The 22988-nt window shown below is 67.2% G+C and carries 20 protein-coding genes; 10 read left to right on the top strand and 10 right to left on the bottom strand.

Going from position 1 to position 22988, the window contains the following annotated elements:
- Positions 1-244: 244 nt before the first annotated feature.
- The gene (locus ACX9MO_RS08730) at positions 245-1114 is read right to left on the bottom strand and encodes a LysR family transcriptional regulator (RefSeq protein WP_462214245.1); all 870 of its coding nucleotides are present in this window, start codon (positions 1112-1114) and stop codon (positions 245-247) included.
- Between the two features lie 247 nt (positions 1115-1361).
- Complete coding sequence (locus ACX9MO_RS08725; RefSeq protein WP_462214244.1) at positions 1362-3626, bottom strand: transglycosylase domain-containing protein; 2265 nt, start codon at positions 3624-3626, stop codon at positions 1362-1364.
- A gap of 263 nt (positions 3627-3889) precedes the next feature.
- On the opposite strand from ACX9MO_RS08725, the gene ACX9MO_RS08720 reads away from it, so the two are divergent.
- Both ACX9MO_RS08720 and ACX9MO_RS08715 read left to right on the top strand, forming a co-directional pair.
- Entirely contained in the window at positions 3890-4228 is a 339-nt protein-coding gene (locus tag ACX9MO_RS08720; protein WP_222490693.1) for a P-II family nitrogen regulator, read from the top strand.
- A gap of 30 nt (positions 4229-4258) precedes the next feature.
- Positions 4259-5596 carry an ammonium transporter gene (locus ACX9MO_RS08715; RefSeq protein WP_462214243.1) on the top strand — a complete coding sequence of 446 codons (1338 nt, stop codon included), beginning with the start codon at positions 4259-4261 and terminating at the stop codon, positions 5594-5596.
- A 383-nt stretch (positions 5597-5979) separates the two neighbouring features.
- On the opposite strand, the gene ACX9MO_RS08710 is transcribed toward ACX9MO_RS08715, so the two are convergent.
- Both ACX9MO_RS08710 and ACX9MO_RS08705 read right to left on the bottom strand, forming a co-directional pair.
- Positions 5980-6360, bottom strand: coding sequence for a rhodanese-like domain-containing protein (locus ACX9MO_RS08710; protein ID WP_462214242.1), 381 nt, complete (start codon positions 6358-6360; stop codon positions 5980-5982).
- 26 nt (positions 6361-6386) lie between these two features.
- Positions 6387-7280 (bottom strand): MBL fold metallo-hydrolase, encoded by an 894-nt coding sequence (locus tag ACX9MO_RS08705; RefSeq protein WP_462214241.1) that lies wholly within the window; start codon positions 7278-7280, stop codon positions 6387-6389.
- 200 nt (positions 7281-7480) lie between these two features.
- On the opposite strand from ACX9MO_RS08705, the gene ACX9MO_RS08700 reads away from it, so the two are divergent.
- From ACX9MO_RS08700 to ACX9MO_RS08690, 3 genes are all read left to right on the top strand, one after another.
- Entirely contained in the window at positions 7481-8701 is a 1221-nt protein-coding gene (locus ACX9MO_RS08700) for a urate hydroxylase PuuD (protein WP_462214240.1), read from the top strand.
- Between the two features lie 189 nt (positions 8702-8890).
- On the top strand, positions 8891-9457 hold the full coding sequence (locus ACX9MO_RS08695; protein ID WP_222490698.1) for a sigma-70 family RNA polymerase sigma factor: 567 nt from the start codon (positions 8891-8893) through the stop codon (positions 9455-9457).
- Between the two features lie 9 nt (positions 9458-9466).
- Positions 9467-10120, top strand: a complete 654-nt coding sequence (locus tag ACX9MO_RS08690) for a ChrR family anti-sigma-E factor (RefSeq protein WP_462214239.1) — start codon at positions 9467-9469, stop codon at positions 10118-10120.
- Positions 10121-10257: 137 nt separating this feature from the next.
- Here the strand turns inward: ACX9MO_RS08690 and ACX9MO_RS08685 are convergent, their stop codons facing one another.
- Both ACX9MO_RS08685 and mutL read right to left on the bottom strand, forming a co-directional pair.
- Positions 10258-11490 carry a DNA recombination protein RmuC gene (locus tag ACX9MO_RS08685; RefSeq protein WP_222490700.1) on the bottom strand — a complete coding sequence of 411 codons (1233 nt, stop codon included), beginning with the start codon at positions 11488-11490 and terminating at the stop codon, positions 10258-10260.
- Positions 11487-13415, bottom strand: coding sequence for a DNA mismatch repair endonuclease MutL (gene mutL / locus ACX9MO_RS08680; protein WP_462214238.1), 1929 nt, complete (start codon positions 13413-13415; stop codon positions 11487-11489). Before mutL ends, ACX9MO_RS08685 begins: the two co-directional genes overlap by 4 nt.
- A 271-nt stretch (positions 13416-13686) precedes the next feature.
- Here mutL and ACX9MO_RS08675 point away from each other — a divergent pair, with 271 nt between their 5' ends.
- From ACX9MO_RS08675 to ACX9MO_RS08660, 4 genes are all read left to right on the top strand, one after another.
- Positions 13687-14988 (top strand): NAD(P)/FAD-dependent oxidoreductase, encoded by a 1302-nt coding sequence (locus ACX9MO_RS08675; RefSeq protein ID WP_462214237.1) that lies wholly within the window; start codon positions 13687-13689, stop codon positions 14986-14988.
- A gap of 8 nt (positions 14989-14996) precedes the next feature.
- Positions 14997-15752 carry a DUF1365 domain-containing protein gene (locus ACX9MO_RS08670; RefSeq protein ID WP_462214236.1) on the top strand — a complete coding sequence of 252 codons (756 nt, stop codon included), beginning with the start codon at positions 14997-14999 and terminating at the stop codon, positions 15750-15752.
- Between the two features lie 60 nt (positions 15753-15812).
- Positions 15813-16556: an SDR family NAD(P)-dependent oxidoreductase gene (locus ACX9MO_RS08665; protein ID WP_462214235.1), complete on the top strand. Its 744-nt coding sequence runs from the start codon at positions 15813-15815 to the stop codon at positions 16554-16556.
- A gap of 224 nt (positions 16557-16780) precedes the next feature.
- Complete coding sequence (locus ACX9MO_RS08660) at positions 16781-17107, top strand: DUF3775 domain-containing protein (protein ID WP_222490705.1); 327 nt, start codon at positions 16781-16783, stop codon at positions 17105-17107.
- Positions 17108-17284: 177 nt separating this feature from the next.
- Here ACX9MO_RS08660 and ACX9MO_RS08655 read toward each other — a convergent pair whose 3' ends face one another.
- A complete protein-coding gene (locus tag ACX9MO_RS08655; protein ID WP_462214234.1) occupies positions 17285-17668 on the bottom strand; it encodes a hypothetical protein in 384 nt (127 codons plus the stop codon).
- Positions 17669-17849: 181 nt separating this feature from the next.
- Between ACX9MO_RS08655 and ACX9MO_RS08650 the strand changes: the two genes are divergently transcribed.
- The gene (locus ACX9MO_RS08650) at positions 17850-18500 is read left to right on the top strand and encodes a carbonic anhydrase (RefSeq protein ID WP_222490707.1); all 651 of its coding nucleotides are present in this window, start codon (positions 17850-17852) and stop codon (positions 18498-18500) included.
- A 162-nt stretch (positions 18501-18662) separates the two neighbouring features.
- Here the strand turns inward: ACX9MO_RS08650 and ACX9MO_RS08645 are convergent, their stop codons facing one another.
- The 3 genes from ACX9MO_RS08645 to ACX9MO_RS08635 all read right to left on the bottom strand — a co-directional run bounded on the left by ACX9MO_RS08645 (position 18663) and on the right by ACX9MO_RS08635 (position 22979).
- Positions 18663-20267 carry a DUF4139 domain-containing protein gene (locus ACX9MO_RS08645; protein WP_462214233.1) on the bottom strand — a complete coding sequence of 535 codons (1605 nt, stop codon included), beginning with the start codon at positions 20265-20267 and terminating at the stop codon, positions 18663-18665.
- A gap of 315 nt (positions 20268-20582) precedes the next feature.
- A complete protein-coding gene (locus ACX9MO_RS08640) occupies positions 20583-21605 on the bottom strand; it encodes an aspartate-semialdehyde dehydrogenase (protein WP_222490709.1) in 1023 nt (340 codons plus the stop codon).
- Positions 21606-21809: 204 nt separating this feature from the next.
- A complete protein-coding gene (locus tag ACX9MO_RS08635) occupies positions 21810-22979 on the bottom strand; it encodes an MFS transporter (protein WP_462214232.1) in 1170 nt (389 codons plus the stop codon).
- Between the last annotated feature and the right edge of the window lie 9 nt (positions 22980-22988).

Raw genomic sequence — 22988 nt, 5'->3', positions numbered from 1 at the left:
CGGGGCACTGAATTCAAAAGGAAATTTTGGCACGCAGAGGCAGAACTTTGTGACGCTTCCCACCCCTTTGGACATCGCAAGATACAGACACCGACCCGAGCCTTGGGTCTTGTCCTCTTCGCCCCCGCGCCGCGCCTGTCCTCGCCCCTGTACATCCTGCCCCGCTGCGATCCGCCCACCCCCGCGCGGTGATCCCACCGGCCATGCAGACGGCCCCACAGAGGGACCGGCTGCAGCGGTACTGTCACCGGTTGCGATACCTGAGCGCGTCGAGGATCAGCGCGAAGGCGGGCGTCGCCTGACGGCGCGAGGGGTAGTACAGGTGATAGCCCGGGAAGGGCGGAGACCACTCCTCCAGCACCACCTCCAGCCGGCCAGCCGCAATCAGCCCGTTCAGGTGGTAATCCGGCATGCAGCAGAGCCCGCGCCCGTCGACGCAGGCCTGCACGATCACATCCACGTCGTTGCTTGTCAGCTGGCCGTCGACCCGGACGTTCAGCGGCTTGCCGTCCTGCTCGTATTCCCACGGGTAGAGCCCGCCAAGGGTCGGCAGGCGCAGGTTGATGCAATTGTGCGCGGTCAGGTCGTGGGGCGTCTCGGGGCGGCCATGGGCGGCGAAATAGGCCGGCGCGCCCACGGTCAGCATCCGCAGGTCGGGGCCGATCCGCACCGCGATCATGTCCTTCTCGACGCTCTCGCCCAGCCGGACACCGGCGTCGAAGCGCTCCTCGACGATGTCCACCAGGCGCTGCTCGACGTTGACCTCCAGCTGCACGTCCGGATGTTCGGCCAGCACCGGGCTCAGCCGGGGCCAGAGGATCTCGGTCGCCGCATGGCGCGAGGTGGTGATCCGGACGAGGCCCGCGGGCCGCGCGCGCATCTCGTTCAGGCTGGAGAGCCGCGCCTCGATATCATCGAAGGCCGGGCGCAGGGTCTCGGCCAGCTGCTCCCCCGCCAGCGTGGGCGAGACGTTGCGCGTGGTCCGCGTCAGCAGCCGCAGGTCGAGCCGCGCCTCCAGCCGCTTCACCGTGTGGCTGAGAGAGCTCTGCGAGGTGCCCAGACGGGCCGCTGCACGGGTGAAGCTGCGCTCCTCGCAGACCGCCAGAAAGGCCATGAGGTCCCCCAGTTCATCCCGCTTCAATGATGAATTCCCTGCATGAAGATACCCCTCCAGACCCGTCTCATCTGAATAAATCGGTCGATTGGGCGACGGGTCAAGACGGCGCCGCCCGATCACGCCGGCCGATCGCCCGGAGCGCCCGCCGGTCAAGAGCGTGGATGGCTGGCTGGACGGCTGAGGCCGGCACATGAAAAAGGGGCGCCCCGAGGACGCCCCTTTCAAGTCTCGGCTCGCAGGCCCCTTAGCGCAGGCCCAGGATGCCCTTCAGCACACGCTCGATGGCGTTCTCGACCTGGCCCAGCGGATTGCCCCCGCCACCACCGCCACCCGACGAACCGCCGCCGGTGGAGGCGCTCGGACGACCCTCGATGTCGCGGGCCTGTTCGGGCTGCGGGCGCAGCATCGGCAGCTCGTGGACCGGCAGGCCCTCGTGCACGCGGGCCATGGTCTCGTGCCAGATCTCGGCCGGCAGGCCCGAGCCGGTCACGCCGGAGAGCGGCGTGTTGTCGTCGTAGCCCATCCAGACCCCGGCCACGTAGTCGGCGGAGAAGCCGATGAACCACGCGTCGCGGGTCGAGCTGGTGGTCCCGGTCTTGCCTGCGACCTCGCGGTCGTCCAGCGCCGCGCGACCGCCGGTGCCGCTCTTCACCACCTGGTTCATCATGTAGATCAGCTCGCGCGCGGCGGGTTCGCGGATCACCCGCTCGCCGATGCCGCCCTCGGTGACCATCAGCGGCGTGTCATCCGACTGGCGGCGCAACTCCTTGAGGCCATAGGGCGTCACCGCGGAGCCGCCGTTCAGGATGCCCGCATAGGCACCGGTCATCTCGATTAGGGTCGATTCCGATGCGCCAAGGGCGAGCGCCGGACCGGCGGCCAGATCGCTCTGGATGCCGAAGTCAGAGGCCACCCGGCGCACCTTGTCGAGGCCCACGGCCTCGGCCACCCGCACCGCCGGAATGTTCAGCGACTTCTTCAGCGCCTCTTCCAGCGTGACGGTGCCGCGGAACTTGTGATCGTAGTTGTCCGGGCTCCACGGGCCGGAGCCGGGGATGTTGATCGTCAGGGGCTCATCCTGAACCGTGTCGTTGTAGTTGAACCCCATCTCAAGCGCGGTGGCATAGACGAAGGGCTTGAACGACGAACCGGTCTGGCGCAGCGCCTGCGTCGCCCGGTTGAAGACGCCCTTCACCTTGGTGTCGCGCCCGCCGACCATGGCCCGCACGGCGCCATCGGCGCTCATCACGACAATCGCGGCCTGCGCCTTGGAGCCTTCCTTCACCTTCTCGTCGAAGATGTACTTCATGGCGTCTTCGGCGGCCTTCTGGATCCGCTGATCGAGGGTGGTCTGGATCACCACGTCCTCGGTCGTCTTGCGGGTCAGGAACTCGGGCCCCGAGGACATCACCCAGTCCGCGAAGTAGCCGCCGGCCTGCCGTTCGGCGGCCTTGCTCAGCTCCGCCGGATGCGCCACGGCATTGTCCGCGGCAGAGGCCGAGAGATAGCCCTGATCCTCCATCAGCCGCACGATCACCGCCGCGCGGTTGCGCGAGCGTTCGAGGTTGTTGGTCGGGGCATAGCGCGTGGGCGCCACCAGCAGGCCCGCCAGCATCGCGGCCTCTGCCGGGGTCACGTTGGCAGCGGACTTGCCGAAGTACCGCTGGCTCGCGGCCTCGAAGCCCTGTGCGCCTTCACCGAGGTAGACCCGGTTCATGTAGATCGTGAGGATCTCTTCCTTGGAGTAGCGCATCTCCATGCCGAGCGAGTAGACGGCCTCCTTGGCCTTGCGCCACAGGGTCGTCTCGCGGCAGTCCGCCTCGTAGGCGGTCTCGTTGGCCCAGATCTCGGGGTCATAGGGCTGGCCGAGGCAGAGCAGCTTGGCCGTCTGCTGCGTGATGGTCGAGCCACCGTGGCCCTGCAGCGGGCCGCGGCCCTCGCTGAGGTTGATCTTGATCGCGCTCGCGATGCCGCGGGGCGAAACGCCCCAGTGCTTGTAGAACCGCTTGTCCTCGGTCGCGACAATGGCATTTCGCAGGTGCGGCGAAACCTCTTCCGCCGTCACGACGCCGCCGAACTGATCGCCGCGCCAGGCAAAGACCTGCCCCTCGTCGTCCAGCATGGTGACGGACCCGCGGGCGCGCCCGTCCAGCATCTCGTCCACCGGCGGCAGCGTGAGGGAGATATAAAGCGCCGAACCGCCGATGATCAGAACGACCACCGCCGTCAGGCGCCAGGTCAGCGCCCAGATGATGCGGAGCACCCAGCCGAAGAGGCCGGTCACCGCCGCGACGATGGGATTGCGTTTGCGGGCGGGCGACTTGCGCTTGGGCGCGGGCTTGCGCGGCGTGGGCTTCCTGCCCCCGCCCGATCCGCCAGAGCCGCCTCCGGAACCGCCGCCACCCTTGCGGGGCGCGGGCCCCTTCGGCGGCTTCGATCCACGCCCTGCACCGGAGGCACCATAGCGCCGATCCGCCACAAGTGGCTTGCGTTTTCCTGATTCACTCATGCCTGACTGCCCGGCCTCTTATTGGGTTTGCGCCATACACTACAGGCCCGGACAGGAAATGTAGAGCCGCACCGCAGAAAATGAAGTGTTTTTGATTTGCACATTTTTTGATCACAATATCAAATCTGCACAGAAATCACGCACAGGGCCGCGAAAATGCCTGCCAAACACCCACCTCAAACTTCCTGAATCCGCTGGCACCCGGCTTAGTGACCCCTGCAATCAGGCGCGGGAGAGCGCCCGCGAGAAGGAAGGGGATCACAGTGAAACTGATCATTGCGACAATCAAGCCGTTCAAGCTGGAGGAGGTCCGCGAGGCGCTGACCGAGATCGGCGTCCGCGGCATGATGGTTACGGAAATCAAGGGGTTCGGCTCGCAGTCCGGCCACACGGAAATCTACCGTGGTGCGGAATACGCGGTGAACTTCGTTCCCAAGATCAAGCTCGAGATCGCGGTCAGCGCGGCAATGGCGGATCAGGTCGTCGAGACCATCACCAACACGGCCAAGACCGGGAAAATCGGCGACGGCAAGATCTTCGTGCTGGATATCCAACAGGCGGTCCGCGTCCGGACCGGCGAAACCAACGCAGACGCGCTCTGAACCGCGGGACAGGGGAATAAGGAAATGCAAATGAAATCGTGGACCAAACTTGGCCTGGCGGCCGCGCTGATCGCAGCGCCGAGCCTCGGCCTCGCCCAGGAAGAGGGCCCGGTGGCCGGGGTGAACGCCTCGACCGATACCGTCTTCATCCTCAACTCGCTGCTGTTCCTCGTCGGCGGCTTCCTCGTGTTCTGGATGGCTGCGGGCTTCGCCATGCTCGAAGCCGGCCTCGTGCGCTCCAAGAACGTCACCATGCAGCTGATGAAGAACGTCGCGCTCTTCTCCCTGGCCGCGATCTTCTACTACCTGATCGGCTACAACCTGATGTACCCGCTCGGCACCTGGTCCATTGACGGCGTGCTGTCCGGCGTCTGGGGCCCCGGCGTCCTCGAAGCTGTCGGCGTGACCGCCGATGCCGCGGACGATTACTCCTATGCCTCCACCGGCTCGGACTTCTTCTTCCAGCTGATGTTCTGCGCCACCACCGCGTCGATCGTCTCCGGTACGCTGGCCGAGCGCATCAAGCTGTGGCCCTTCCTGATCTTCACGATCGTCCTGACCGCGGTCATCTACCCGCTGCAGGCCTCGTGGAAATGGGGCGGCGGCTTCCTCGACGAAGCAGGCTTCCTCGACTTCGCCGGCTCGACCGTCGTGCACTCCGTGGGTGGCTGGGCCGCTCTGACCGGTGCCCTGATCCTCGGCCCGCGTATCGGCAAGTTCAAGGACGGCCGCACCGTTCCGATGCCCGGTTCGAACCTGACCCTCACCACGCTGGGGACGTTCATCCTGTGGCTCGGCTGGTTCGGCTTCAACGGCGGCTCGCAGCTGGCCATGGGCACCGTGGGTGACGTCGCCGACGTGTCGCGCATCTTCGCCAACACCAACACCGCAGCTGCCGGTGGCGCCATCGCCGCCCTGGTCCTGACCCAGCTGATGTACAAGAAGCCCGACCTCACCATGGTGCTGAACGGCGCCCTGGCCGGCCTGGTCTCGATCACCGCCGAACCGCTGACCCCGACCCTGGGTTCGGCCACCATCATCGGCATGATCGGCGGCATCATCGTGGTCCTGACCGTTCCGCTGCTCGACAAGATGAAGATCGACGATGTCGTCGGCGCGATCCCGGTCCACCTCGTCTGCGGCATCTGGGGCACCATCGCGGTGGTCTTCACCAACCCCGACGCCTCGCTGGGCACCCAGCTCTACTCGATCGTCGTGGTGGGCATCTTCACCGTCGTCGCCTCGGGCGTGGTCTGGTTCATCCTGAACATGATCATGGGCCTGCGCGTCTCGGAAGAAGACGAAGTCACCGGCCTCGACATGGCGGAACTGGGCATGGAAGCCTACCCCGAGTTCTCGAAAGGCTGAGCTTCTCCTTCCGCTACAGCCTAGAGTAAGACCTGCCCGGGCGTTCGCGCCCGGGCTTTTTCGTGCCCGCCCGCTTCATCTTTCCGGAAATACTCACGCCCGCGCCTGCCCCCCGCGCTCCGGCGCGGGAGCCGCGCAGACGGACAGTCACTCCCCCGGAATTTTCAAAAATTCCGGACCGGAAAATTCGAATTTTCCGGGATGCCCCGCGGACCGGCTGCCATTACGCCAGACAAGACGCCAGACAAGACGGGGGTAAAATTCTTCGAAGAATTTTACCAAGAATTTTCGAAAATTCTTGGGCGCGCGCTATCGAGGTCGCGCGATTGGCAAGGGATTGGCAAGGGCGCGGCAGCCGCGCCCCTGCCCGGCTCGTCAGACCCTCAGCTTGCCGGGACGCGTTTCGGCGCCCCTGTCGCCATGTCAGTCCCCATGTAGGGCTGACCTGCCTCCTTCCACGCCCCGAAGCCGCCGCCCATATGGGCGATCCGGTCGAAGCCCGCCGCGAGCGCCGCCTGCGCCATCTTGCCGGACCGCACGCCCGAGCCGCAGTGCAGCACGATCCGTTTCTCGCCCTGCCCCGGCAACTTCGTCGCGTCGAAGAAGGCCATCGGCATCAGCAGCGCGCCCTCGATATGCTCGAACATGTATTCCTGCGGCGTGCGCACGTCGATCAGCACGATCTCGTTGGCTTTCAGGGCCGCGGCCACCTCGGCCACGTCCCAGGTTTCGACCGTCGCGCCGTTGATCTCTTCCGTCTTCATGTCGTCTCCGTTCTTGAATGTCGGTCTCAGAACCGGTTGGCCGGTATCTTGAAGTAGCTGCGTCCGTCCGCCTCGGGCGGCGGCAGCCGGCCGGCGCGCAGGTTCACCTGCAGCGCGTAGAGCATCCGGTCGGGCAGCGGCAGCGTCGCGTCGCGCTCCTCCCGCAGGGCGATGAAGTCCTCGCGGCTCTTGCCGGCGATATGGGGGTTCTGCGCCCTGTGCTCCGCCACCGTCGCTTCCCACGCCGGGTCCTCGCGGTTACCGACGGGGGGATAATCGTGGCCGATGAACAGCCGCGTCTCCTCCGGCAGGGAGAGAATCGCCTGAATCGAGTCCCAGAGCATCGCGGCAGAGCCCCCGGGGAAATCCGCGCGGGACGAGCCCACATCGGCCTGCATCAGCGTGTCATGGACAAAAGCCGCATCCCCGATCACGTAGGTGACCGACCCCAGCGTATGCCCGGGCGACAGCATCACCCGGATCTCCAGCCCGCCGAAGGTCAGCGTCGCGCCATCCTCCAGCAGGTGATCGAAGTCGCACGCCACGTCGAAGGCCTCCGGAAGGTGGTAGATGCCGCGCCAGAGCTCGGCGATCTCGGCCACCTTGGCGCCGATTCCGTTCGGCGCGCCGGTCTGCGCCTTCAGCCAGGCCGAGGCCATGAGGTGATCCGCGTGGGGGTGGGTGTCCAGCACATAGGCGACCTCCAGCCCCTCGGCCCGCACGAAGTCGAGGATCTCCTGCGCCGCGGTGAAGCCGGTGCCGGCAGACCGCGTGTCGAAATCCTGCACCACGTCGATCAGCACGCAGGTCTTCGTGCCGTCGTCGATCGCGACGTATTGCGCCGAACCGCTCGGCTTGTCGTAGAACCCGACCACCCGGGGCGATCCCGGCCCGCGCGAGGGGCTTTGCCTTGTGAACATCCGTATCCTCCTTTCGAAGCTCATATTCAGATAGACCTATGTAATCACATGCCAAGGCCCCCTTTGCCCAAATCCACCCCGAATCCCCGCCCGTGGGCGCTACGAAACGCTGCCGCGGCGTGAGGCGCATAACAGGCGGATTGCCGGAACGGGCCGCCCGTGGTTAGCCTGAGGAAAAGACCGGAAGCGGGGACAGTTGCATGTACGATTTGGCGGCCATCGGGGCCTGGTTGGAATTCGCGGTTCGCTGGGTCCACGTGATCACGGCGATCGCCTGGATCGGGTCGTCCTTCTACTTCATCGCCCTCGACCTCGGGCTGCACCGGGACCGCAACCTTGCCTCCGGCGCGGATGGCGAGGAATGGCAGGTCCACGGTGGCGGCTTCTACCACATCCAGAAATACCTCGTGGCCCCGGCGCAGATGCCCGGCGACCTGATCTGGTTTAAATGGGAAAGCTACGCCACGTGGCTCTCGGGCTTCGCGATGCTGTTCCTGGTCTACTACCTGGGCGCGGAGTTCTACCTGATCGACCCGGGTGTCGCGGACCTGGCCCCGTGGCAGGCGATCGCGATCTCGCTCGTCTCGCTGGCCGGCGGCTGGCTGGCTTATGACTGGATCTGCAAGTCGAAGTTCGGCGACGACAACACCCGGCTGATGGTCTTCCTCTACGTGATCCTCGTGGGGCTCAGCTACTTCTACACCTCGGTCTTCTCGGGGCGGGCGGCGCTGATCCACCTCGGCGCCTTCACCGCGACGATCATGTCGGCCAACGTCTTCTTCATCATCATTCCGAACCAGAAGATCGTGGTCAAGGACCTGAAGGCGGGCCGCAAGCCCGATCCGAAGTACGGCAAGATCGCCAAGCAGCGGTCGACCCATAACAACTACCTAACGCTGCCCGTGCTCTTCATGATGCTGTCGAACCACTACCCGCTGGCCTTCGCGAGCCAGTACAACTGGATCATCGCCAGCCTCGTCTTCCTCATGGGCGTGACGATCCGGCATTATTTCAACACGATCCACGCGCGGAAGGGCAATCCGCGCTGGACCTGGCTGGCGACGGCGGTGCTCTTCGTGATCATCATGTGGCTCTCCACCGCGCCGCTGTTCCGCGCGGAGGAGCCGGAGGAGGCCAGCGGCGCCGCGCTGCGCTATGCGCAGGCCGAACATTTCGACGCGGTCACCGATATCGTCATGGGCCGCTGCTCCATGTGCCATGCCGCAGAGCCGGCCTGGGACGGGCTGCTCTGGCCGCCCAAGGGCGTGCGGCTTGAGACCCCGAACCAGATCGCGCGGAACGCCCATGCGATCTACCTTCAGGCCGGGCTTGGCCACGCGATGCCGCCCGCCAACCTCTCCTTCATCGAGCCGGAGGAGCGCCAGCTGATCATGGCGTGGTACAAGGCCGCCAACGACTGAGCCGCGCCTTGGGGGCTCAACCTTCGGCCGGGGCGCGGGCTGTGCGGGGGTGCAGATGAGTATTTTGGGAAAGATGAAAGCGGGAGTGATCCGCTTCGCGCCGCGTCCCGTACACTGGATATGTTGCTCGATGCGCGATCAGAGAATGAGCCCTTGCAACCTGCCCTTCGGGCGGGTCTTCATGGGCGCATGACGACCGGTGCGAAGACAGGCGTGACCAAGCCCCATCGGGACTGGGTCACTGAAATGCGGGCGATCCGCGATCATGGGGACCGGGCGGCCTTTGCCGCGCTCTTTGCCCATTTCGCCCCGCGGGTGAAGGCCTTCCTGATCAAGGGGGGCGCCGAACCTGCGGTCGCCGAGGATTGCGCGCAGGACGTGCTTGTCACGGTCTGGCGCAAGGCGGCGATGTACGATCCGTCGCGGGCCTCCGTCGCCACCTGGATCTTCACGATCGCCCGGAATCGCCGCATCGACATCGCCCGCAAGGAGCGCAGGCCGGAGCCGGAGGACCTCGGATGGGGTCCGGAGGCCGATCCCGAGCCTGACGACGTGCTGGGGCTGCAACAGGAAAGTGAGAAGCTGGGCCGGGCCATGGCGGCGCTGCCCGAGAAACAGAGGCGACTGATCGAACAGGCCTATTTCGGCGACCTGTCCCACCGCGAGATCGCGGAGGCGACGGGGCTGCCGCTCGGCACGATCAAGTCGCGTATCCGGCTGGCGCTGGACCGCTTGCGCCACGCCATGGGGTCATGAGGTAGCCAGATGGGGATCAAGCATCACCTGACCGAGAGCCTGCTGATGGGATATGCCGCGGGCACCCTGCCCGAGGCGTTTTCGCTTGTCGTCGCGACACATGTGTCGATGTGCGACGACTGCCGCGCCCGGCTCGAGGCACTGGAGTCGCTGGGCGGCGCCGTGCTGGAAGCGCAGGGCGCGGAGGTCGCGGGTGTCTCGGCCATGGAGGCAGGCGCGCTCGACGCCGTGCTCGCACGGCTCGACACGGCCCCTGAGCCGCGGATGCCGCGCTCTAGGGCTGGCAGCCTGCCCGCGCCTGTGCGCGATTACATCGGGGGCGACGTGGACGACATCCGCTGGCGACCCGTCGGCATGGGCGTGAAACAGGCGATCCTGCCGACGTCGAAAAGCGCCTCGGCCCGGCTGCTCTACATTCCCGCCGGCGCGGCGATGCCCGATCACGGCCACCGGGGGATGGAGCTGACGCTGGTGCTGCGGGGTGCCTTCACCGACGAGGACGACCGGTTCGGCCCCGGCGACGTGGAGGTGGCCGACGAGGAGCTGAACCACACGCCCGTCGCGGACATCGGCGAGGATTGCATCTGCCTTGCCGCCACCGATGCACCGCTGCGGTTCAATTCGTGGCGGCCGCGGCTGGCGCAGCCGTTCTTCAAGATCTGACGGGGTCACCCCGGCACGGTTGCCGTGCCGGAGGTGGATCACGAAGCGCCACTGCCCCCTGATACCAAGACGCCCGCATCAGCCGATGCGGGCGTTCTTGCATATCCGGGTCGGCCACCGGGCGATGCTGCCCGCGCTCATTCCGGGCGTTTCAGCGGCACGACCTGCCCGTCATCCGGGGCCAGTTCCTCGAAGTCGAAATTGTCGAGCTTCGCCGCCCGTTTGCCAGCCCGCTCCGCCGCGGTGCCGATGCCTTCGAGGTCGGCCCGGGCCTGCCCGAAATGGGTCTGCAGCTTGCCGACCCGCTCCACCACCAGTTCCACGTCCCGGTGCAGCAGCTTCAGCGTGGCGCGGATCGCCCCGGCCTGTTCCCGCATCCGCGCATCCTTGAGGATCGCGCGCATCGTGTTCAGCGTCGCCATGCAGGTCGTGGGCGAGACGGTCCAGACCCGGGCATTGAACCCCTCGCGCACCACCTCGGGGAAATTGGCGTGCAGCTCGGCATAGACCGCCTCGGAGGGCAGGAACATGAGCGCGCCCTCGGCGGTCTCGCCTTCGAGGATATAACGCTCGGAGATCGCGCGGATATGGGTGCGCACCGCCATGCGGAACTGCTGCTGCGCGGCGCGGGCCTGCTCCGGTGTCTCGGCCCGGCGCAGCGCCTCGTAGGCCTCCAGCGGGAACTTGCTGTCGATGACGATCGGCCCCGGCGGGTTCGGCAGATGGATCAGGCAATCCGCCCGCCGCCCGTTCGACAGCGTCACCTGGAAGCTGTAGCTGTCCGACGGCAGCGCCTTCGACACGATGTCGTTCAGCTGGATTTCCCCGAAGGCGCCGCGGGTCTGCTTGTTCGACAGGATGTCCTGCAGCGACAGCACGTCGCCCGACAGCTTGGTGATGTTCTCCTGCGCCTTGTCGATCGCCTGCAATCGCATCTGCAACTCGGCCAGCGACTTCGTCGTCTTCTCCGACCCACCCTGAAGCTGCGTGTGCATCTTCTGCTGCATCTCGGACAGGGCGCGGGCGGTGTGCATCGCGTTCTGGTGCAGCCGGTCGTTCACCTGCTGGGTCACCGCGGCGAGGCGGCTTTCCATCGCCTGAAGGGTCTGCGCCTGACCCTGCGCCTGCGCGTTGGAGACGGCGTGGACGGTGCCTGCCAGCTGCTCCTGCCCCCGGCCCAGCCCGTCGACCGCGCGGCCCAGCTGGTCCATCTGCCAGATCAGCGGCTCCGCCGCCTGCGCCGACCGGCCCGCCGCCCGCACGGTGGCCAGCAACAGCCCGAGGATCGCCAGCAGCGCGACGCCACCGACAAGCACGGCAATCACCAGCGGATCGCCGAGGGAATAGCTCTGCCCTGCGATCTGGATCATGACCGCCCGAAGAGCCGTTCGATATCGGAGAGCTTCAGCTCGACATAGGTCGGGCGCCCGTGGTTGCACTGGCCCGACAGGGGCGTCGCCTCCATCTCGCGCAGGAGGGCGTTCATCTCCTCGGCCTGCATCCGGCGGCCGGAGCGGATCGAGCCATGGCAGGCCACCCGCGAGAGGATCGCCTCGATCCGCGCCTGAAGGGTCTGGCTGTCGCCCTGGTCCTCCAGCTCGTCGAGGATGTCGAGGATCATCGCCTTGCAGTCGACCCGCCCGAGGATCGCCGGCGTCTCGCGCACGGCGATGGCATCGCCGCCGAAGGGCTCCACCGTCAGGCCGAAGCGCGCGAGGTCCTCGGCCACCTCCATCAGCCGGGCGCAGTCGCCCGAGGAGAGCTCGACGATCTCGGGGATCAGGAGCGCCTGCGCGGCGACGCCGTTTTCGGCCATCTGGGCCTTGAGCTTCTCGTAGACAAGGCGTTCGTGGGCGGCGTGCTGGTCCACGATGATCATGCCGGTCTCGGTCTGGGCGATGATGTAGTTCTCGTGCACCTGCGCCCGCGCCGCGCCGAGGGGATAGGCGGTGAGCGGACGGTGATCCGTCTGCGGCACATCCTCGATGACGGGCTCGACCCGGGCCGAGGCGCCGGTCTCGAAGAGCGCGGAAGCCTCTGCCATGGCCTGCGGGCGCTCCACCGGGGCGTGGCCCGGATAGGGGGGCGCGGGGGTCCAGTCGGCCGGGGCCTGCCCGCTGTAGCTGGCGCCGCGCGCGCCGAGCGAGGGGCGATCCATCTGGTAGATCCGCGCACTGCCCGTGTGGTCTGTCGTGGGCTCGGGCCGGAAGGCTCCCAGCGTCGCCCCGCCCACGGTGGAGGAGGCGCGGTGCCCGGCCTCCGCGAGCGCATGGCGCAGGCCGGAGACGACGAGGCCGCGCGCAAGACCCGGATCGCGGAACCGCACCTCGGATTTCGCCGGGTGCACGTTCACGTCCACCAGTTGCGGATCGCACTCGAGGAAGAGCGCCGCCGCCGGGTGCCGGTCGCGCGAGAGCACGTCGAAATAGGCGGCGCGCAGGGCGCCGGTCAGGAGCTTGTCCCGCACCGGGCGGCCGTTGACGAAGAGATACTGCGCCACCGCCGCGCCGCGCGAATAGGTCGGCAGGGCGGCATAGCCGGTCATGTGCAGCCCCTCGCGGGTGGCGTCGATCTTCAGCGCATTCTCGGCAAACTCGCGGCCGAGGATATTGGCCAGCCGCTGGTGCAAGGCGTCGAAGAGATCGCCGTTCTCCGCATCCGCCCGGAAGACGGTGCGGGTGTTGTCGTTCGACGTATCGGTCAGGGTGAAGCCCACGAAGGGCTCGGCCATGGCGAGGCGCTTGACCACATCGGTCACGGCCTGCGACTCCGCCCGGTCGGTGCGCAGGAACTTGAGCCGGGCCGGGGTGGCGAAGAAGAGATCGCGCAACTCGACCACGGTGCCGCCGTTCAGCGCGGCGGGCCGGACCTCGCCCATGCGGCCGCCGGTGACGGTGATCTCTGCCGCGTCCTCGCCCCTTGCGCGGGAGGTGATGCGCAGCCGCCCGACGGCGCCGAGCGAGGGCAGCGCCTCGCCCCGGAAGCCGAAGGAATGGATCGCCAGCAAGTCCGAGCCGTCGATCTTCGAGGTCGCATGTCGCGCCAGAGCCAGCGGCAGATCGGCGGGCGCAATGCCACAGCCGTCATCCTCGACACGGATAAGGGTCTTGCCGCCATCCGCGATGGTGACATGGATGCGCCGCGCCCCCGCGTCGATCGCGTTCTCCACCAGTTCCTTCACGGCAGAGGCAGGTCGTTCCACCACCTCGCCGGCGGCAATCCGGTTGATTGCAGCCTCATCCAGCTGGCGGATGACGGGGCGATTTTCGCTTATCTTGGGATCAGGTCGCAGCATGGCCCCAAATCTAGCATGGCGGTTTCGATTCTGCCACGCGGCTTTTGCTCCTGCGCGGCCCCGGTAGTTTGGAAGACCCCGGGCCCCTCCCCGGGGCGCCGAAAATTCTTAAGGAAGAATTTTCACAAGAATTTTTCGTAAAATTCTTGCCCGCGGGCCGCGCTGTCGGCCCCATACGCCCCCGCGCAGAAAGGCCGGTCATCGCGGGGAAACTTTCGATCCACCTTTGGCCCGTCATCGTACACATATCAAAGACCTGAATGAGGATGACATGGACACCCAGACCCCGACCGGCCCCGCGCGCCGCATTGCCGTCATCGGCGCCGGTATCTCCGGAATGGGGGCGGCGCATCTGCTCTCGCGTCATCACCATGTCACGCTGATCGAAGCCGCGCCGCGCCTTGGCGGGCACGCCCGCACGCTGATGGCGGGCAAGCGCGGCGATCAGCCCGTGGACACCGGCTTCATCGTCTTCAACAAGGCGAACTACCCGTATCTGGTGGACCTCTTCGAGGACCTCGACGTGCCGATCTGTGAAAGCTCCATGAGCTTCGGTGCCTCCCTGAAGGGCGGGCGGCTGGAATACGGGCTGAAGGACCTCCCCGCCGTCTTCACCCAGAAGAAGAACATGTTCGATCCGCGCTTCCTGACCATGCTGCGCGATGTCATGCGGTTCAACGCGACCGCGCTGGAGATGGCGCAGGAGGATCACCTCTCGATCCGCGACTTCCTGCGCAAGATGCGCATGGGCACGTGGTTCCGGGACTATTACCTGCTGCCGCTCTCCGGCGCGATCTGGTCCACGCCGAAGGAGAAGATCCTCGACTTCCCGGCCCGCGCCATGATCCAGTTCTTCGAGAACCACGCCCTGCTGCACCACACCGGTCAGCACCAGTGGTACACGGTGAAGGGCGGCTCTGTCGAATACGTGCGGCGACTGGAGGAGGCGCTGCGCCATCGCGGCGTGGAAATCCGCACGGGCGCCCCTGTCCGCGCCGTCACCCGCACCGTTCTGGGCGTCGAGATCCGACAGGAAAACGGCGCATGGGAGGTCTTCGACGAGGTGGTCATGGCGACCCATTCCGACGACACGCTGCGCCTGCTGGCCGATGCCGGAGCCGACGAACGCCGCCTGCTGGGGGCGATCCGCTACCAGCCCAACCGCGTCGTCCTGCACGCCGATGCCTCGATCATGCCGAAACGGCGCGGGGCGTGGTCGTCGTGGAACTACACCGAGGTCGCGGGCAAGCCCGGCGACGAGATCGACCTGACCTACTGGATGAATTCGCTCCAGCCGATCCCGATGGACGATCCGCATTTCGTCACCCTCAACTCCACCCGCCCGATCCGGGAGGAGCTGATCTACGACGAGACCACGATGCGCCACCCGGTCTATGACCTCGAAGCGCTGCAGGCACAGGAGGCGCTGCGCCAGCTCAACGGCACGAACCGGACGTGGTTCTGCGGTGCATGGCTGCGCAACGGCTTCCACGAGGACGGGCTCGCCTCGGCCCATGCGGTGGCGGATGGGATCGCCGCGCGGGCGGCCCAGAGTGCCGTCGCCGCGGAGTGAGCGCCACGATGACCCGGCCCGAACATATCCCCGGCCATACATGGCACGGCCGCAAGGGCGCGGTGGAGAATGCCTTCCGCTACTCCATCGACTATGTGCTGCTGGACCCGGACGCGGAGTACGACCGCCCGCGGCTCTTCTCGCGCAACCGCGCCAACCTGGCCGGGCTGCGGGACAGCGACCACGGGGGCGCGCCCAAGCAGGGGCGCGGCGTGGCATGGCTGCGCGAGGTGCTGTCCGCGCACGGGCTGCCGGGGGACGACAGGGTGCTGCTGCTGGCGCAGCCGCGCCTGCTGGGCCATGTCTTCAACCCGGTGTCCTTCTGGCTCTGCCATGATGCGCAGGAGCGCCTGCGGGTGGTGGTGGCCGAGGTCTCCAACACCTTCGGCGACCGGCATTCCTACCTCGTGCACCGCGACGATCTGGAGCCGATCACCGCCGCCGAAAGCCTGAAGGCGCGCAAGATCTTCCACGTCTCGCCCTTCCAGCCGATCGAGGGCGGCTATGACTTCCGCTTCGACATCCGCCCCGACCGGATCGGCATCCGCATCGACTTCACCGCCGGCAACGGCGGGCTGATCGCCACGCTGACCGGGCCGCGCAAACCCCTGACCAGCCGCGGGATCCTCACCGCCTGCCTGCGCCGGCCCGTCGGGTCGCGCCGGGTTCTGGCGCTGATCTTCTGGCAGGCGCTGAAGCTGAAACTGAAGGGCGCAAGATACCGCCGACGACCCGAACCGCCCGCCGCCGAGGTCTCTCGCTAGGGAACCGGGCCCGGCCCCCCGGCGTTTCAGGGGGGGACACAGCAGCTGAGGAGACACCCCATGTTCGAGAACTGGACCGGCAAACGCTACTGGCTCATCGGGGCCAGCGACGGCCTTGGCGCGGCGCTTGCGCGGCAGTTGAGCAACGTGGGGGCGGAAGTGATCCTCTCGGCCCGGGACGAGACCGCGCTGCAGGCCGTGGCCGACAGCCTGCCCGGCCGCGCCTCGATCTTTCCCGTGGACGTGACCGACCGCGCCGCGCTGGAAGCCGCCGCGCACCACATCGGCGAGATCGACGGCATGGTCTACCTCGCCGGGGTCTACTGGCCCTTCGGCGCGAAGGAATGGAACTCCGAACAGGCCGAGGCGATGGCCGACGTCAACTTCACCGGTGCCATGCGCGCCGTGGGTGCCGTGCTGCCGAGCTTCGTGGCCCGCGACCAAGGCCACATCGTCATCACCAGTTCGCTCACCGCCTTTGGCGGCCTGCCCGGTGCCGCGCCCTACGTGGCCACCAAGGCCGGTCTCATGGGGCTGGCGGAGAGCCTGCATGCGGATCTGCGCAATTCCGGCGTGAAGGTGCAGCTGGTGAACCCGGGCTTCATCAAGAGCCGGCTGACCGCCAAGAACGACTTTGCCATGTCCGCGATCATGGAGCCGGAGAAGGCCGCCCACGAGGTCTTCGAGCACATGTGCGGCGACACCTTCTCGCGCTCCTTCCCCTTCGGTTTCTCTCTGCTGTTCCGCTTCGGGCGCTTCCTGCCCAGCTGGCTCTACTTCCCGGTCTTCGCCCGGAACTCCTGAAGGCCACCCGACGGGTCGACAGCATCGATCAGCACTAAGGGCCCGTAACAAAGCCCGCAAGAAACACGCCGCAAAGCTGTATTTCGCGGAGGGATTTGCGAAATATCAAAGTCGGCGGCACGATCTGCTATCATGATGCCCAGGTCCGGTGCGCCCTTGCCCGGACGGCGCCCGGTCCGGCCCCCTGCGAGGTCCGCCGGGGGCGCCGGTACAGGAGGTGTGTCATGCTAGAGATTTCCGTCAGAAAGATCGCCCAGGTGATCCTCATGGCCCGCGAGCTGAAACGGGCCGAGCGCGAGTTGCGCGGCTTCCTCGAAGACCTGAACGAGGATGAGGCGGCCAGCCTCGTGGCGGTCATGTGGATCGGCCGCGACAGCTTCACCGCGGCCGACCTCGACGAGGCGATCGAGACTGCGAAGAACGAGGCAACGACGCCCACGGTGGATTACCTGCTCGGCACGCCGCACCTGTCGGACCATCTCGAAAACGGTCTGGCCGAGCTGGGCCTCGACGCCTCCGAGGAGGAAGACGACCTGATCCGCGGCGGCTGAGACACGAGCGGATTGCGACAGGTCCCTGCATGGCTTGCCCTGTCGCCCGCCCACGGCCGTGGCCCGACGACGACGGCTGGCGCCGCTCACATCGCATGCGCCCCGGGCGATGCAAGGCAGGGTCACGATGTCGCAGCCCCCTCTCAGGCCCTGCGCAGACCATCAGTCGCACGCGGCCTAGAGCGACAGGTCCTGCATGTCCCAGACCTCGGTCAGGGAGCCCTCTCCCATCCGCATCAGCCGGGCGATGACGGCGGAGAGCGCGACCGGATCGCCCGCGTCGATGCAGGTCTTCACGTCAGCGGCCACCAGCGACAGGCCGGTCATGCCGATCTGGTCCGCGATGGCCGCCAACCCCCTTGCGCCCTTGCGCAGCTCGGCCAAGTCACCCTGCCGGAACAGCCGTTCGGCCCGCGTCAGGCGCAGGGCCAGCTCCTCCATGGCGCGGCAGATCACCTCCTCCGCGCCGGACTCGCCCAGTTGGCCATAGAGCTGGTCCAGCCGCAGCGGATCGACGCCCACCTGCTCCCTCTGTGACAGGCACAGAACTTTTCCCACCATCACGTCCATCCACCATTTCGCCCCCACGGCAGGCGCAGAATGCGGGTCAGGTCTTCCCAAATCATTGCAGCAAAGCCGGGCTTTCTCTTTATTTCATGGCAAATTATTTTCACTCCGCCACAACGCATCCTATAAGCTCTGCGCCAGAGCCTCGTGAAGGCCCCCAGAAGAAGGATATCCCATGCAACACGCCAAGCCCCTGCCGTCCTACCTCGTCCAGCGGGTCCACGGCTGGAAAGCCACGACATTCTCCGAGAACAAGTCCTGGTACAAACGACTGGCGGACGAGGGACAGCGCCCCCGCGCGATGGTCATCTCCTGTTGCGACAGCCGAGTCCACGTGACCTCGATCTTCGGCGCCGACCAGGGCGAGTTCTTCATCCACCGCAACATTGCCAACCTCGTCCCGCCGTATGAGCCCGATGGCAACCAGCACGGCACCTCGGCCGCGGTGGAATACGCGGTGACGGCGCTGAAGGTGGCGCATATCGTCATCATGGGCCATTCGAACTGCGGCGGCGTGCAGGGCTGCCTCGACATGTGCTCGGGCCACGCGCCGGAACTGGAGGAGAAATCCAGCTTCGTCGGCCGCTGGATGGACCTGCTGCGCCCCGGCTACGAACGGGTCAAGGACCTGCCCGACTATGACCAGCAGCGTCGCGCACTGGAGAAGGAAGCGGTGCTCGTCAGCCTCGAGAACCTGATGACCTTCCCCTTCGTCGAGGCGGCGGTGAACTCCGGCGACCTGACGCTCCACGGCCTGTGGAACGACATCGGCGAAGGCGGGGTGGAGCAATACGTGCCCGCGGACAAGTCGTTCAAGACCGTCTGAACCCGGTCAGCGCATTGCGGTCGGGCGCAGCCGCGCCCGATCCCTACCCTGTTTGATCACCCGGGCCTGCGCGGACCTGCCCGGGTTCCCGGACGGCTCCACGCTGGGTCCATGCCGGATCCATGTCGGGCGTCACGTGTCACGCGGCACCCCGCGCCCGCCTCAGCGCAGGACCTTCTCCTTCGGCCAGCTGACGTTGCTCTGCAACGTGACTTCGGCGCTCTCGCCGGCGGGCAGGTCGATGTCCCAGCCCAGCAGGCCGCGCCGTCCGTCCATGTCCTGCCGTGCAGGCGCAGGCTGCGCCTCCCAGGTGACCTTCACGTCGTCCTGCTCCGAGTAGGGCACCCGGTCGGTCAGCTCGACCGTCCAGTCCCGTGGCGTGAGGTTGCGCAGGGTGATCGTCACGGCCTCGTCCCGGCCATTCGCCCGCGAGACGAAGCCGCGCCCGCCCTCGCTGCGCCCCTCGATGACGCGCTCAAGCCGCAGGCCGTCGATCGGGCCAAAGCCCAGTTCCACCTCGTCGCCCGCCGGCACGAGGTCGAGCCAGTTCTGCCCGACGAAGGCCCCGTCGACATAGAAATCGGCCCGGTCCGTGGGGGCGAGGATCTCGCCCGAGGTATTGGTGACCCGCGCCATCAGGTAGGCCGTCGCATCCAGCCGCGGCACCGCCCCGGCATAAACCTCGGGCGTCATGTCGAGCCGATCCAGCGCCAGCCGCAGGTTGTCGGCCCCGCTGGCGATATCCACCGGCTGCGGATAGCTGTACTGCATCGTCAGACCGTCGTAGCTGCCCGCGGCGGCCATCTCGGCCAGCACCGGCGCCGGCGCTGCGTCCAGCATCTTCATGCTGCCCGCCGAGGCAGCCCGCGCCACCTGCTCCGGATCCTGCGCCCAGAGACGCTCCGGCGTCAGGTAGCCCGGTGCCGACTGCCCGGAGGGCCGGCTGGTCGAGAGGACCAGTTGCACGCCGTCCCAGTTCTCGCCCGTGTCCTGCCGCACGTAGGCCGCCCGCTCCACCTCCAGCGCGGGGGTCTCCCCGGTGGTCAGGTGAAAGCCATAGGCCGGCTGCCAGCCCGCCTGCGGTGTCGTATAGGTCAGCTCAAGCACGCCCTCCGACGGCGCACCCGCCTCCAGCGCCACGGTCAGGTAGGTCCGGTCCTCGCGCTCCGTCTCCAGCGCCGCCAGCGCCTGCCGGGCATCCTCCAGCGCCTCGCGGTCCTCCGTCATGTCCCGCTCGGCCGCCGCAGCGCGCTGCTCGGCCGCCTGTGCCGCCTGCGCGGCGCTCAGGACCTCTTCGCCGACCATCTGCGACAGCGCCCGCAGCGCCTCGATCCCCGAGGCGCCGATGCCGTCGGCTTGTCCCAGACCGGTCAGGAAGGCGATCCGCGCCTGCGCCGCACGCGCCTCCAGCCGGATCGTCTCCACCGCGTCCTCGCGGCCCCGGACCACGGTCTCCAGCCGCTCTACCTCGGCCTTGGCGGCGGCCAGCGCCGCGCTGTCCTCGGTGGTGCGCGGCGGCACAAGGTCGCTGCGATAGCTGAGCGCGCCGAGGGTCACCTCGCCCGCACCGGTCAGCCGCGCCTGCAGGCCCGCCGCGATCTCGGGGATCTCGGCCACGATCAGGCGATGGCTGCCCGCGGGCACGGAATAGGGGATGGCCCGCGTAATGCTGGCCCCGTCCGGATAGACGGTCACACCACCGATGGCGCCGGAGACGGAAAAATCCTCCGCCAGCGCGGCAAGGGGAAACACCAGGGGCAGGGGCAAAACCAGGGGCAAAATCAGAAACGAACGCATGACGACCTCTCCATCAGGGTAACGGTCAGCCTTCCGCCGCCACCGCATCACAAGCAAATGACCTTTTTGTGGGAGTCCCCCGCGCCCCGGTCAACTGCCCCCCTGCGGCCCCAGCGTCACCCGGCGAGAAACCACCCACCCCATCCACTGTTCCGAAATATCCTCGGGGGGAGGCGCGTCAGCGCCCGGGGGGCAGACAGCCCCCCTCCCCGCCCGCGGCACACGAAAAGGGCGGCGCAATGCGCCGCCCTTTCCTCAAATCTTGCAGAGAACCGATCCCGCGGATCAGCCCTTCTTGAGCACCCGCTTGCCCAGCGTCTCGGCGATCTGGACCGCGTTCAGGGCCGCGCCCTTGCGCAGGTTGTCCGAGACGCACCAGAAGTTCAGACCATTGTCGATGGTGCTGTCCTGACGGATGCGGCTGATGAAGGTAGCGTAGTCGCCGACGCATTCGATCGGGGTGACGTAGCCACCGTCCTCGCGCTTGTCGATCACCATGATGCCGGGGGCCTCGCGCAGGATATCGCGGGCCTCGTCCTCGTCGAGGAACTCCTCGGTCTCGATGTTGATCGATTCCGAGTGGCCGACGAAGACCGGCACGCGCACGCAGGTCGCGGTGACCTTGATAGACGGGTCCACGATCTTCTTGGTCTCGGCGACCATCTTCCACTCTTCCTTGGTCGAGCCGTCTTCCATGAAGACGTCGATATGCGGAATCACGTTGAAGGCGATCTGCTTGGTGAACTTCTTGGGCTCATATTCCGAGGTCGGGTTGTAGATCGACTTGGTCTGATCCCAGAGCTCGTCGATGCCTTCCTTGCCCGAGCCGGAGACCGACTGGTAGGTCGAGACCACGACGCGCTTGATCTTGGCCCGGTCGTGCAGCGGCTTCAGCGCCACGACCATCTGCGCGGTCGAGCAGTTCGGGTTCGCGATGATGTTCTTCTTGGCGTAGCCGTCCACGGCCTCGGGGTTCACTTCCGGAACCACCAGCGGCACGTCGGGGTCGTAGCGGTAGAGCGACGAGTTGTCGATCACCACGCAGCCCGCGGCGGCGGCCTTCGGCGCATATTCCTTCGTCGGGCCCGAGCCCACGGCGAAGAGCGCGATATCCCAGCCGGTGAAGTCGAAGGTATCCAGGTCCTGGGTCTTCAGTGTCTTCTCGCCAAAGCTGACTTCGGTGCCAAGCGACCTGCGCGAGGCAAGTACGGCGATTTCGTCGACGGGGAATTCCCGCTCGGCGAGGATGTTCAGCATTTCGCGGCCCACGTTACCCGTGGCACCTGCGACGACGACTTTGTAGCCCATCTGGATAGACTCCTTTCGCATTGGGACGCGGGTCTATACCGCGAAGGCGCCAGTGAAGGAAGGGCGCATCGCGGGACCCACGCATGTTGAGAGAAGCGCGGGGGGCCAGCCCCCCGCACCTCCCGGGATGTTCGAGGCAAGAAAATGGACCGGTGGGGTGCAAAGTCAAATCGGGGGGCCCGGGCCGCCCCTCGGATCGGCCCCTCAGTCCGTCCGGTCGCGCGCCAGCAGGTAGATCGCCAGCGCCAGGGCCAGAAGCCCCGCGTAAAGCAGCAGCACCGGCTGGAAGGCGGCCTCGGGCGGGGTGATCCCGGGGCTGTAGAGCCGGCCGCTGGCGACCTGCGTCAGCCCGACAGTGCCGATGGCCAGCAGGTTCAGCAGCGCCACGCCGCGACCGGCGAGATGATCGGGCACGAAGGCGCGGCCATGGGCCATGACCAGCGGGTAGGAGGCGGCGCAGAAGCCCAGCAGGGCAAAGAACGCCGTGGTGGTCCATGTGCCCATCGGCGGCAGCAGGATCAGCGCCACGAGCGCCAGCAGCGCGCCCGCGTTGCCGGTGAAGATCACCCACTTCCGGGTGCCGAACCAGCGGTCCGCCGGCCCGTAGGCGAAGCTGCCCGCGATCATCGCCAACCCCATGGCCGTGGCGGCCCAGCCCACGGTCGCGGGATCCGCCCCGTAGGTCTCGCGCAGGTAGGGCCCGATCCAGAGGCCCCTGACCCCGGCGGCGGGGGCGTAGTTCGCGATGGCGATGGGAAACACCAGCCAGAGCGCGGGGATCCGGAACAGGTCGAGGAAGGAGCCCCCCGTGCCCTGCTGCGCGGGCGGCGGATCCTTCACCAGCACCCCGATGCCAAGCGCCGTCAGGGCGCTGACCGCGGCCAGCACCCACATGGTCGCGCGCCAGCCGATCGTCTCGGCCGCGGCGGTCACCGGCATGGCAGCAAAGAGGTTGCCCAGCGTCCCGATCCCCAGCACCGCCGCGGCGAGCGAGGCGAAGAGCGCCGGCGGATAGACCCGGGCGAAGATGTAGTAGGCCGCCATCAGCACCGGCGCACAGCCGACCCCCAGCAATGCCATGGCGAGCGAGACATGCCAGGGCGCCTGCGCCACGGCAAAGACCAGCGCCCCGCCCCCGCCGCCCACCAGCAGCAGCGCCGAGGCCGTGCGCCGCGGCCCGACCCGGTCCAGCGCGGAACCCACCGGCACCTGCATCGCCGCGAAGACCAGGAACCAGAGCCCCGAGGCCAGGGCCAGGTCCTCGGGCCCCGCGCCGATATCCTCGGCCAGCGGGCCCGTCAGCACCGCAAGGAACGTGCGGTAGAACTGGCTCAGCACATAGGCGAAGCACAGCAGGGCTAATCCGATACGCATGATCTTCCT

Source organism: Pseudooceanicola profundus, assembly GCF_054919315.1.
This window is presented reverse-complemented; position numbering and strand designations above follow the sequence as displayed.

What these genes read in the sequence shown, in the direction of transcription:
- ACX9MO_RS08690 (WP_462214239.1), top strand. Translation starts at nt 9,467, where the DNA reads ATGGGGATCAAGCATCACCTGACCGAGAGCCTGCTGATGGGATATGCC.
- ACX9MO_RS08685 (WP_222490700.1), bottom strand. Translation starts at nt 11,490, where the DNA reads ATGATCCAGATCGCAGGGCAGAGCTATTCCCTCGGCGATCCGCTGGTG.
- ACX9MO_RS08695 (WP_222490698.1), top strand. Translation starts at nt 8,891, where the DNA reads ATGACGACCGGTGCGAAGACAGGCGTGACCAAGCCCCATCGGGACTGG.
- ACX9MO_RS08650 (WP_222490707.1), top strand. Translation starts at nt 17,850, where the DNA reads ATGCAACACGCCAAGCCCCTGCCGTCCTACCTCGTCCAGCGGGTCCAC.
- ACX9MO_RS08665 (WP_462214235.1), top strand. Translation starts at nt 15,813, where the DNA reads ATGTTCGAGAACTGGACCGGCAAACGCTACTGGCTCATCGGGGCCAGC.
- ACX9MO_RS08700 (WP_462214240.1), top strand. Translation starts at nt 7,481, where the DNA reads ATGTACGATTTGGCGGCCATCGGGGCCTGGTTGGAATTCGCGGTTCGC.
- ACX9MO_RS08660 (WP_222490705.1), top strand. Translation starts at nt 16,781, where the DNA reads ATGCTAGAGATTTCCGTCAGAAAGATCGCCCAGGTGATCCTCATGGCC.
- ACX9MO_RS08705 (WP_462214241.1), bottom strand. Translation starts at nt 7,280, where the DNA reads ATGTTCACAAGGCAAAGCCCCTCGCGCGGGCCGGGATCGCCCCGGGTG.
- ACX9MO_RS08635 (WP_462214232.1), bottom strand. Translation starts at nt 22,979, where the DNA reads ATGCGTATCGGATTAGCCCTGCTGTGCTTCGCCTATGTGCTGAGCCAG.
- ACX9MO_RS08730 (WP_462214245.1), bottom strand. Translation starts at nt 1,114, where the DNA reads ATGGCCTTTCTGGCGGTCTGCGAGGAGCGCAGCTTCACCCGTGCAGCG.
- ACX9MO_RS08640 (WP_222490709.1), bottom strand. Translation starts at nt 21,605, where the DNA reads ATGGGCTACAAAGTCGTCGTCGCAGGTGCCACGGGTAACGTGGGCCGC.
- ACX9MO_RS08670 (WP_462214236.1), top strand. Translation starts at nt 14,997, where the DNA reads ATGACCCGGCCCGAACATATCCCCGGCCATACATGGCACGGCCGCAAG.
- ACX9MO_RS08710 (WP_462214242.1), bottom strand. Translation starts at nt 6,360, where the DNA reads ATGAAGACGGAAGAGATCAACGGCGCGACGGTCGAAACCTGGGACGTG.
- ACX9MO_RS08725 (WP_462214244.1), bottom strand. Translation starts at nt 3,626, where the DNA reads ATGAGTGAATCAGGAAAACGCAAGCCACTTGTGGCGGATCGGCGCTAT.
- ACX9MO_RS08675 (WP_462214237.1), top strand. Translation starts at nt 13,687, where the DNA reads ATGGACACCCAGACCCCGACCGGCCCCGCGCGCCGCATTGCCGTCATC.
- ACX9MO_RS08655 (WP_462214234.1), bottom strand. Translation starts at nt 17,668, where the DNA reads ATGGTGGGAAAAGTTCTGTGCCTGTCACAGAGGGAGCAGGTGGGCGTC.
- mutL (WP_462214238.1), bottom strand. Translation starts at nt 13,415, where the DNA reads ATGCTGCGACCTGATCCCAAGATAAGCGAAAATCGCCCCGTCATCCGC.
- ACX9MO_RS08715 (WP_462214243.1), top strand. Translation starts at nt 4,259, where the DNA reads ATGAAATCGTGGACCAAACTTGGCCTGGCGGCCGCGCTGATCGCAGCG.